Below are 11,200 nucleotides of genomic sequence, written 5' to 3' on the forward strand. Positions count from 1 at the left end.
AACCACCAATTATGAAAAAAAACTGTAAACATTGCAATGAAATATTTAACGCAAGAAGACGCAACCATCTATACTGCTCCCCTAGCTGCAAGACCTTAGCGAGCTACAAAAGAAACAACTACAAGTACGCTCCTGGTCACTACCAAAAACGACCTATCGCTATAAAAGAAACCGGTACAGCTTTAACAACAAAAAAAACAGAAACAGCTATCACTGAATTAGAAAAAAAAATTAAAAAAATTGATAATGTTAATATGCCATCCATTTCAAATGCAGCATTAGGAACCATGGCAGCCGAGGTTGCAATAAGTGGAGTAAAACGATTGTTTGCTCCAAACACCTTGCCAGCTACAAAAGAAGATATAGAAAGCTTAAAAAACGAAATCAACGCCATTAAAGCTCTTATTCAACGAAAGGCTCATTAATTCATAATTTCTTTAATTAAAGCAACAACTTCTTCTGATTATTATAGTATAAATATAATCATCCAAAACTCTTGAGTAAAACATGAGCTTGTAAATAGTACTTACCTGTTCTATTCTTTTTTTTCTTTACAAAATGAAGATTAATAATTTCTCCAAACTTTGTTTGTTGTTCTATGTGGTGAAAAAGTTTAACTAAGGCATTATAATTACCTTCAACACTAAATCGATAGGTTTTAACAGTTAAATCATTATCACTAACTAGGTGTGGTTCTAAAAAACGAACCACTTTTAAATCATTTTGTTTTGAAAAAATATTTATGGTTTTTAAAAGGTTATTTTGAATAGAACCACCTTGTATTTGGTATTTATTTAGAAGTGAATTGTAGTACTTTTGTTTTTGTTTCAAAAGCGATAATTGTTTAGGTGTGTTTTTAAATAACAGTTCTTCTTTTTTTAAAGCATTATAATCTTTTTTTAGCGCAAGTGTCTTAGAAACAGCTAATTGATAACATAAAATCAAAACGATAATAAACCCAACAATTAATACTATATTTTTAGTTTTATTTGTCATCTATATACATTTTAATACTGAACTCAGACATTGATTTTTTAGAATCATTATAACTTATAACATCAACTTTATTTATCCATTTTATACCTTCTAAAGATAGGATCCAATCAGAATACAAAGCGCTATTATTAGATATGCCAGATATAATAATAGAATTAATTTGTAAAGCTATAGACTTATCCTCTTTTATTCTATTATCTAAAGGCTGATAATTAATTTCTGTAAGCAAAATAGACTCAGGTAAACTTTGTACAATTACATCTATAAAAAATGAACTTCTAGAAACACTATTTTCAAGCATATCGTCAGACATTTTCTGCGCTTTATTTACCGCTTCATTAAGCGTTAATATTTTAGTTTTTGCATTTTCATTTAATTGCGATGTTTCTTGCAATACATTAACTTTTTTATAATAGAAATTAAAAAAAAGAAAGTTAATAAATAAAAGACTGAGCGTCAATATTAACCCTATTTTAAAAAACTGACTAAAAAATCGAATTTGCTTAAAATCATTAATAAACTCACCTTTTTTATCTTGAAAATTACTAGTTGACTGATAATCGTTTAATATACTCGTAAGACCTCCTGATAAGGATAGAATATAAGAACTAGATGAATTTAGCCCATTAATACTATAATGTTCTTCATTTGTTTCTTCGGTAAAACTTATTCTATCTATAAAATCATTATTAGAAAAAACTAGCGCATTAGATGTTTGTACGCAAGCTGTTTTTATATAATTAACCATATTAGATAAAATAGAGTTTCCAAGTGAAAAATTTATAATAGACACACCTAATTTAATATAAGCCGCAATCAAGTCATTCACGTAAGTTTTTCTACAAACTGAAACAAAACATTTAGCGTTTTGTCTTATAACTTCATAATAAAACTCAGAAATATTAATGTTAGGAAATGCTTTATTTACAAGTTTTAAATCTTCAGAAGATTCATTTTCTAAAGTTCCAGTTAAAACATGCCCGTTATTAATTATTAAAAAAACGTGTTGCTTCTTTGAAAGGTTACCAGCAACACCGTCAATCGTTTTTGCAGAAAAAGACTTAGCAATATCAACTTTAGTTTTAGTTTTCTTTAAAACATTAACATAAATGGTATCGCTTTCCTTTTTTGAAGTATGTTCAACACCACAAAACTGGTTTCCAAATAAAAGGTATGACTGTAAATGTTGAAACATTAATAAATAATAGTTGGTTTAATAAAGACAGTTAGTTTTGCTTTGGTAGCTTCACGTTTACGAGAACTAAACAACCATTTTATAATAGGGATTCTTGCTAAGAAAGGAACTCCCGAGCCTGAATCATTTTTCATTTGTTCTTCCAAACCTCCAAGAACTACAATATCTTGATCTTGTACTCTTATAATAGAGCTAAACTCTCTAGAACTAATATCTGGTGGAGCATTTTCATCGATTCTAGTTCCAAAGCTTGATTGAATTACAAAAATGTCCAAAGTCACTTGTCCATCACCAGAAACTAATGGTTTTATAGTTAACCCTAATTCAGCATCAATAGGTTCATAATTTGTAATTTCAGAAGTTTGTGGGTTGTCCGTTCCATAAATATTACGTTGTGTTACGGCGTAATATGAGGTTTCTCCGTTAGAAAAAGTTGCTCGATGCCCGTTTAAGGTCGAAAGTTTTGGAGTAGACTTTATCTTAAGATTTCCGTTACTCTCCATGGCTTTTACTGTGGCAAAAAAGTTAGGGACTACTTTTCCTAAATTGAACCTATCGAATCCGCTAAACCCGTTAATAACCTTATTAATAGTTTTTGCCCCTAAAGTAAAGTCCATTTTAGGAAACAAGTCCCCTCCATTTTCAGAAGGGCTTTCACCAATTCCCCAAGTAATTCCAGATTCTATAGTGTTATTTTTGCTTACTTCAACAAACATAACTTCAATTAGAACCACTGGGACTGTTTTGTCAATATAGTTTATAAATTCTTTAAGGCGCTCTATTTTGGTACTGGCGCCAGTAACGTATAAGCTATTTAACTCATGATCTATTTTTATGTCTAATTCTTGAGCTATTTCTTCTGGAATAATTTCTTCAATAGTTTGAGATGTATTTCCTCCAGAAGGTGAAGTTCTAGAAGAGTGATTATAGTTTGATGATGACAATCCCTGATTCCTATTTCTATTTAATCCAGAGGAATTATTTATTAAAGCATTGTTGTAATTAGAATTATTGCTAAAACCTTGGTTGTAATTTGATCCATAACTGTTGTTGTAATTATTATTTCCATAACCACTTCCATAACTATTTCCTCCAACATTTCTAATTCTTCCACTTCCTCCAGTAGGGTCTGAGAGTAATTCAACAGAGCGATGCATTAAATGAATAACTTCTATCTTGCGAACACTAAGTTGATCTTCTGTTCCAAAGTAATAAATATCCCCTTCTTTTTTAAATGTAAACGAACTTGAAGATTCAGAAACAAGATTGTTTTGGTTTTGTTCAGTTCTATTATCGCGATTATTGTTAGAAATTGAGTTAGGATTTTGAGGTTCGAATATTTTAGTCAATAAAACATCAAACGTTATGTTTTTTGCATTAAAGGTTATGTTTCCAGCTCTATCTAATGGAGCAGCTGTAAAAATATTAATGCTAAGATCTTGTCCTAAATTATTAATAATACTTGCAATAGAGGCGTTTTTAAAATCGACCTCTAGTAATTTCTTATCAATATCTAAAATTTCATATGTTTGGGTTTGCCCTCTCTTTAAGCGAGAACTTTTATTTGTGTTTGTTGAAACACTATTATCTTCAAATACATAAAAGTTTTCTTTTGTTTTTTCGACATATAAATTATTAGCTAATGCTAAATTTTCCATAGCAATATCAAATGACATGTCTTTTATATAAGTTGTAAGTATTTTGTTTTCTAAGCCAGGTGTAAAAACAAGGTTTCTTGCGCTTTCGTCCATAATATGTTTAAAAACATCATAAAGTTTGTCTTTGTTAGCATCTATAGTAATGGTATTTTTTTCTAGGTTAAAAGAAACAGGGATAATACGTTCTTTTGGAGCTTCAATAGGAGTAACGTATTTTTTTACAGAAAGGATACTACCTGTAAAATCTATAGTTAGATCATACTCTTTACATAAAAACACTAATAAATCTGCAACAGTAACATCAGAAAAATTGTTATTAGAAATGTTTATCTGGTTTAAGTCTGGAGCAATATTAATATTAACACTATGTGCATTAGAAATAGCGAGAATAAAGTTAGAAAGGGAAATATTATTTACACTAATTTCGGTTTTTGCCTGTTCAGTGAGTCCAACATTTTCAACAGAAAGTAAATCAAGTTGGTTTTTAATTGTTTTAATACGATTACCTGTTTGAGAGAAACCAAAACAGGAGACTAATAATAGTATATATATTAATAATTTCATATTTTTTAGTGTTCATTATGAACTTAATCAATTAGTAAGGCATATACTTCTTCAACCGAAGTAATACCTTGTTTAACTAAATCAATTGCATTTGTTTTTAAAGTGGTTATTCCTTTTTCTTTTAAATAATTATCAATTTCTAAATGATTGTTTTTTATATGAGGCACTAATAGTTTTGTAATTGGTACAATCTCGTAAATGGCTTTTCTGCCAATATATCCTGTGTGATAACATTTATCACAACCTAAAGCTATATTATGCCGAATTAAATTTTTAGGAATATTGAAATTTTCTGGAAAAATATCTTTAGTGATAAGTTCTTCTTGTTTGCAATTATTACATAATTTTCTAACTAAACGTTGCGCAATACTAACATTTATAGTGCTAGCAATTAAAAAAGCAGGAATCCCCATGTCTATAAGTCTAGAAATGGTAGCCCATGCAGAATTGGTATGTATTGTAGAAAGTACTAAATGTCCTGTTAAAGCAGCTCGAATAGCCATGTTTGCTGTTTTTACATCACGTATTTCCCCAACCATAATAATATCGGGGTCCTGACGTAAAAAGGTTCGTAGAGCACTGGCAAAATCTAATCCAATATTTTGTTTAAGTTGCACTTGATTAATACCTTCAAGTGTATATTCAATAGGATCTTCAATGGTTACAATATTAGTTTTATCATCATTTAAGAGCTTAAGTGTTGCGTACAATGTAGTAGTTTTTCCAGACCCAGTAGGTCCAGAAATTAAAACAATACCGTTAGGTTTTTTAATAGCTTCTTTATAAGTTTTAATTTCTTGATTTGTAAAGCCTAAATCTTCTATATTTATATGGTTGGCATCCTTGCTTAAAATCCGTAATACAATTTTTTCACCATGTAAGGTCGGTAAGCTTGATACACGAATATCAAATTCATCCTGTAGTGTTTTAATGGTAATTCGGCCATCCTGTGGTAGGCGTTTTTCGGAAATATCTAAGCCTGCTTTTATTTTTAGTTTATTTACAATTACTGGGTATTCAGATAAGGATATAATATAGTATTCTTTTAATTTTCCATCTAAACGAAAACGAACTCTACATTTATGTTCGTATGGTTCAAAATGAATATCACTGCTACCAATATCTTTAGCAGAAAGTAATAATTTTTCTAAAAAATCTGTTGTAAAGTATAAATCTTCAGTTTTGTTAAAATCTCGCTTTCTAAAATTTTTAGACAAAAGCAAATTAATAATTTCAGGTGTTTCAAGAATAATTTCAATATGCTTTCCAAAAACAATACGTAACTCCCTTTTTAAACTTTCTGTTGCAGAATCTGATTTAAAGACTAATGTATCTCCATTACTCTCTACAGGAATTATATTATAATGATACGCTTGTTCACTACTTATAAGTTGCAATATGGATGTTGGTATCTGGGAATCTATAGCCATAGAACTAGAGCACATATAAATTGATTGAGTTAAAAGACCACTGAATAATATAACAAACTAAAAAAAACAGACTCATATAACCAGCTAAAGGAACTGTAATAATGGTTCGTTTTTTAATTAAGATAATGTGCAGAATCAACGAAAAAATAAGAGCACATATAAATAATGTAATAAAAGATAATGTTGAAAAAGTAACCGTTACAGCTATAAAAAAAAGTAAATCACCTAAACCTATCGTGTTTAACATGCTTGTTTGTAGTCTAAATTTAGCATAGACATATAGTATAAAAATTAGAAAAAAAACAAATACAAGGTTCAAAATAGATGCTACGAAGAATAACTCTAGTAATGTGCTATTATAAAAAAGCACTCCATTTAACACACCTATTGCGGGAAACAAAAACCAATACACTTGTCGATCTTTATAATCTTGTAGGAACACGCAAATAAAAGCAAAAGATAATATGATTTTTAGAGCTAACATTAATCTTTAACCGTTTGTTTAGGAACTCCGTTTTCATCAATTTCCCAAACATTAAAAGTACCATCTCCGTCAAAATCAGTTATAGCAGTGGCTCTTGCCTTAAAACTACTGTTATTAGCTGTTAACAATTCGTAATTATAATTACTCGTACCATTTTGATTTACCGTTTTAGGAGCTTCAAAATCCACTTCACTTAAATCTTGAGCATATTTAGAATACATATACCTATAGGTGGTTTGCGAATTATAAATAAATTTAAGTTGCGTTTGCGCTTCAACACTTTTTGTTTTACTTATAAGTGGCATTAAATTAGGAAGTGCTAAAAGTAATAAGACACCTACAATCACTAACACAATTAAAACCTCTTGTAAATTATAGGACGGAATTTTTAATGTGCTATCTTTTTTTGTTTTCATTTTTTTTATGCTTTTGAAATTTATATATATCCTTTTTCTTTTGCTAATTCCAGAAGTTTTTTATCACCTTCATCTCCAACATCAAAAACTTCTTTTAAATGTCTTTTTCTACGCTCAACACCTCCTTTAGATAGGTTCACCAAATTTGGCAAGTCCTTTGTTTTTGTTCCTTTAGACAATTGATACAGCATGAGTCTATCTATAGAATCTAAAACAAAATCATTAGAAATATGCTGTCTAATTAAATTTAAAATTTTGTTGCTGTAATATGGAGGACTTACTAAAACTCGATTAATAGCATCAACAATGTTTTTATAATCGATATCTGTTTTTATTAAAAAACCTTCAGGATTTATGGTTTGTAAAATATTATTGAGTCGATAATTATCATTACTAGAAGTGCAAACTATTATCTTTACAACTGGAAAACATTCGCGCAATTTAATACCAATGTCCTCTCCCGATAATGTTTTACCATCGATAGATGGAGGGATATTTATATCTAAAACAACCAGATCAAAATGATTACTAATTACACTATTATTAATTTTTTGAATGGCTATATCACAAGTTTTAGCAGAGTTTATTATAAAATTCCATTCTCTGAGATTTTCAAAAATTTTTCTTAACAAATGTACTATTATAGGTTCATCTTCAACTATTAAAACATTTTTAATGTTATTCATAAATTAAGCTCGGTTTAGCTGGTCAAAATACAGAATGTTAAATTAAATATTTTATTTAAAGTTCATATGAGCAAAAGACTTATTTTGTTTATGGTTTTTCCCTATTATTTTATTGAGATGAGTTAAAACTTATTATGAGTAAGTTTTTTTTATTAAAATCTTCTAACTTTCAATTCTTTAACCCTATAAATTGCAATAAAGGAACTTACTTGATTCTTTCTTCATAATACTAATTTTATAATTACTTGTAATAATCTATAAATAATATATTTATGAAGAAATGTTTAGTGATTTTTAGTTTTATACTATTATATTTTAATTTTGGCTATGCTCAAGAATTACCGGAAGTAATTTATCCAAGTCCAAAAGCAATGGACTTTGAAAAATATGGCAATATCCCCGTGAGTACATATACAGGAATACCAAATATTAGTATTCCAATCTATACCATTAGGCAGGGAGATATTCAAATACCAATATCTTTAAGCTACCATGCCTCAGGAATCAAGGTAGAACCAGAAGCAGGAGAAGTAGGTCTCGGCTGGGTACTTAATTCTGGAGGTATTATTTCAAGGACAATTTATGGATATAACGATTTTGTAACTGGAGGAGGTAATGGCAATCACTATCATAAGAGAACCGATATATTGGATATTACTAAGACGGAATCAGCTACCGGCAACAGAATTTTTCCTCCCAATCACACTACTGGTGGCCCCGTTTTTGCGAATAATGGAAGTTATGATATTTCTGATTTTTTAGGGGAGATTTCAGGTTATGATTTCGAACCAGATCATTACAATTATAACTTTTTAGGAAGGTCAGGACGTTTTGTGTTTTCAAGAGACGGAACAGCACATCTATCTGAAAAGAAAGAACTAGATATTGGTTTTAAAAACGGATTAAATAATGAAGGCTTCATAATATATGATGGAAAAGGTTTTAAATATACGTTTGATGTTCAAGAAAAAATGCACACAGGAGGAGATCCGCTTTCTAATCATGTAATGAGTTGGTTGCTTAAAGAAATTGAATCTCCAACAGGTGATAAAGTTACATATAATTACTCCGATTTAAGTAATAGTAGTACAATAACAACAGTTTCACTAACTCAAACATCTCCAGAGAAATCTTATTTAGAAGTAACTCCATCTGCAGGAAATTATGCATTAGCCCAAGCAAGTTGCAATAGTGGAACAGAGAGAAATTATTTTACCGAATCTATACACCAAAACCGTTATTTAGAAAGTATAGACTTTGACAATGGAAGGTTAGTTTTTGAATACGATAATACAAGAATAGATAATAATGGAAAAAAATTAGATAAAATTGAGTTATACACAAAAGATGCACTGGGTCAATTATCTGCTGACCCAATTAAAGAATTTGAACTCGAGTATGAATATTTTGATTCTGTAGGTGGCTTTAATAAAAGCAATGAAACCAATTACCCAGGCCCCACACCTTCAAATGATTACAATAACAAAAGATTAAAATTAAAGGAAGTTATTGAAACTGGTAAGCAACCCTATATTTTTTCATATGTAAATGAATATAACGCAAATAGCTTTGTAGGCAAAGGTTCATTTTCTAAAGATTATTGGGACTATTATAACGCTAGTGGAGCATCTACATTAATTCCTGTATATGCCGGTAGAAATTTAATTGATGATGAAGCTTACTCTGTGTTACCTGGAGCCGATAGAAGGGCAAATCCAAGTGTTGTTAGTAATTTTTCTTTAGAGTCCATTACTTACCCCACTGGGGGGAAAACTGAGTTCGAATATGAATCTAATACTTATGATTTTGAAAATTCAAGTGGTAATATAGGGTTTGCTAATTTCTATGAAGATAAGGATGTTATCAGCCCCCACTCTTACTCTTTTTTTCATAATAAATTTCATGATGGTGAATATAAATCGGATTCTTTTACTATAAATGAAACTGTAGAAATTCAATATAGTCTAACTTTGGCTTGTGATGCCTACGATCCAGAATGTAAAGATAGGTGGCATTCAGATGTAACAACATTATTTAAGTCTTTAGATGGTAATTATTATGACCATTCTATGTTTTGTGTAAATAATGGTACAAACCAAGGTGGACCAGATGAATGCAATATAACAGGTAGTTTTACATTAAGTCCAGGAACCTACTCTATAGAAAGCTCCCTAACAGGAAGTGGTCTATCAAGTCTATATGCTAATTATAAATGGAGAGCCTTAAAGTCTTCAGAAGAACTACCTATTCATTATGGAGGTGGGCAGCGTGTGAAAAAAATTTATGACTATGCCACTTCTGCATTAACAACTCCAACAAACGTTAGAGAGTTCATATATCACTACACTGATCCAGTTACAAATAATGAGAAATCTTACGGGAAAAGAATTTCTCCATTAGTGTTTATGACAGATGTTGAGGCATGGTATTTCTACGAATTTCGTCCAGATCCAGACCCTGGTCTACCTCCAATTCCAGAAGATGCGATGTGCAGAACGGTGACCCGAAAAAGTAATAATGCTATATCAAGTAGCGGAAACTTAATAGGATATTCTAAAGTAATAATAAACCATAACACAAATGGGGAGAATGGAAGAACAATAGAAGAATACTTTTGTGAACCAGATGTTTCCGAATATTACACACATGATATCGTGATTCCGCCCGTGCCATATAGCAGTAATGGATTGATGCTAAAGCGACAAGATTTTAGTAAGGAATCAGGCAATTTTATAAAGGTAAAAGAAATAGAAAACAATTATTCTTCAGAACCAACAATAAACATTAATAATTCTGAACTAATTGTAGGTATATCTAGAACTTATTGGAATAACCATATTGGTGAACCTTTTACTTTTGATGATAATGTCTACGACCATAAAAGTTTATTTATAACGTACCCCACAATAAAATCTGATTGGATTAAATTACTTTCTAGTACAGAAAGAACTTATGATCTTGACGGGACAAATCCTGTTGTTACCACTACTAATTATGATTATGATAATGAAGTTAATAAACTAGCAACACAAATAACCACGACCAATAGTAAAGGCGAAGTTTTAACAAGTGAGAGTAAATATGCAGAAGATTTAAATAACACTTATTTAAAAAGTAAACATATGCATAGCATTCCGCTATGGCAACAACAAAAAATTGGGACAAGTATTGTATCTACTACAGAAACCGAGTATGCCCAATCTGGTTTGCCTTTGCCAACACTTATAAAAACTTCAAAAGGAACTAATATACCTCTGGAGCCACGAGTTAATTTTGAAAATTACGATGATAAGGGTAATATCCTTCAAGTATCCAAAGAAAATGGTATAAAGATTTCTTATATCTGGGGTTATAATAAGCAGTATCCAGTTGCTAAGATCGAAAATGCTACTTATAGTCAAGTAGAGGCTACAGGAATTAATCTTACTACTATAAATAACCCTGATACTAGTGATTCTAATATGCGTATAGAATTAAATAAAATTCGAAACCACGTATCTATGCAAAACGCTATGGTTACCACTTATACTTACGATCCCTTAATAGGTGTCACCAGTACTACGAATCCAATGGGCTATACGATGTACTACGAATACGATGACTTTAATCGTTTAAAACAGGTTAAGGATGCCGATGGTAAGATACTATCACAAAACCAATACCATTATAAAGGTCAGCAATAATTTATTAATAGAAAAAAACACATTCAAATATATGAAATCACAACACTATATAATACCGTTAATACTTTTTGTGTTTAGCTTTTCGCAA

At 30.3% G+C, this 11,200-nt stretch carries 8 protein-coding genes; 2 read left to right on the plus strand and 6 right to left on the minus strand.

Annotation, left to right across the window (positions count from 1 at the left end):
* Positions 1–11: 11 nt before the first annotated feature.
* On the plus strand, positions 12–425 hold the full coding sequence (locus ABD715_RS09205; protein WP_344787884.1) for a hypothetical protein: 414 nt from the start codon (positions 12–14) through the stop codon (positions 423–425).
* A gap of 58 nt (positions 426–483) precedes the next feature.
* On the opposite strand, the gene ABD715_RS09210 is transcribed toward ABD715_RS09205, so the two are convergent.
* From ABD715_RS09210 to ABD715_RS09235, 6 genes are all read right to left on the minus strand, one after another.
* Positions 484–996, minus strand: a complete 513-nt coding sequence (locus tag ABD715_RS09210; RefSeq protein WP_344787885.1) for a hypothetical protein — start codon at positions 994–996, stop codon at positions 484–486.
* Positions 986–2,191, minus strand: coding sequence for a hypothetical protein (locus tag ABD715_RS09215; RefSeq protein ID WP_344787886.1), 1,206 nt, complete (start codon positions 2,189–2,191; stop codon positions 986–988). The genes ABD715_RS09210 and ABD715_RS09215 overlap by 11 nt, the downstream gene beginning before the upstream one ends.
* Positions 2,191–4,413, minus strand: a complete 2,223-nt coding sequence (locus ABD715_RS09220) for a hypothetical protein (protein ID WP_344787887.1) — start codon at positions 4,411–4,413, stop codon at positions 2,191–2,193. Before ABD715_RS09220 ends, ABD715_RS09215 begins: the two co-directional genes overlap by 1 nt.
* Before the next feature lie 23 nt (positions 4,414–4,436).
* Entirely contained in the window at positions 4,437–5,858 is a 1,422-nt protein-coding gene (locus ABD715_RS09225) for a GspE/PulE family protein (RefSeq protein WP_344787888.1), read from the minus strand.
* 468 nt (positions 5,859–6,326) lie between these two features.
* Complete coding sequence (locus tag ABD715_RS09230) at positions 6,327–6,743, minus strand: hypothetical protein (protein WP_344787889.1); 417 nt, start codon at positions 6,741–6,743, stop codon at positions 6,327–6,329.
* Positions 6,744–6,763: 20 nt separating this feature from the next.
* Positions 6,764–7,429 carry a response regulator gene (locus ABD715_RS09235; RefSeq protein ID WP_344787890.1) on the minus strand — a complete coding sequence of 222 codons (666 nt, stop codon included), beginning with the start codon at positions 7,427–7,429 and terminating at the stop codon, positions 6,764–6,766.
* A gap of 272 nt (positions 7,430–7,701) precedes the next feature.
* Here ABD715_RS09235 and ABD715_RS09240 point away from each other — a divergent pair, with 272 nt between their 5' ends.
* Complete coding sequence (locus ABD715_RS09240) at positions 7,702–11,112, plus strand: RHS repeat domain-containing protein (RefSeq protein ID WP_344787891.1); 3,411 nt, start codon at positions 7,702–7,704, stop codon at positions 11,110–11,112.
* The last annotated feature ends 88 nt before the right edge of the window (positions 11,113–11,200 follow it).

Origin of the sequence: Postechiella marina, assembly GCF_039538365.1 — a bacterium.
In the GTDB taxonomy this organism is placed as follows: domain Bacteria; phylum Bacteroidota; class Bacteroidia; order Flavobacteriales; family Flavobacteriaceae; genus Postechiella; species Postechiella marina.

Bases quoted from the DNA above. Each gene is read 5' to 3' on its own strand.
- ABD715_RS09205 (WP_344787884.1), top strand. From the start codon at position 12: ATGAAAAAAAACTGTAAACATTGCAATGAAATATTTAACGCAAGAAGA.
- ABD715_RS09210 (WP_344787885.1), bottom strand. From the start codon at position 996: ATGACAAATAAAACTAAAAATATAGTATTAATTGTTGGGTTTATTATC.
- ABD715_RS09215 (WP_344787886.1), bottom strand. From the start codon at position 2,191: ATGTTTCAACATTTACAGTCATACCTTTTATTTGGAAACCAGTTTTGT.
- ABD715_RS09220 (WP_344787887.1), bottom strand. From the start codon at position 4,413: ATGAAATTATTAATATATATACTATTATTAGTCTCCTGTTTTGGTTTC.
- ABD715_RS09225 (WP_344787888.1), bottom strand. From the start codon at position 5,858: ATGTGCTCTAGTTCTATGGCTATAGATTCCCAGATACCAACATCCATA.
- ABD715_RS09230 (WP_344787889.1), bottom strand. From the start codon at position 6,743: ATGAAAACAAAAAAAGATAGCACATTAAAAATTCCGTCCTATAATTTA.
- ABD715_RS09235 (WP_344787890.1), bottom strand. From the start codon at position 7,429: ATGAATAACATTAAAAATGTTTTAATAGTTGAAGATGAACCTATAATA.
- ABD715_RS09240 (WP_344787891.1), top strand. From the start codon at position 7,702: ATGAAGAAATGTTTAGTGATTTTTAGTTTTATACTATTATATTTTAAT.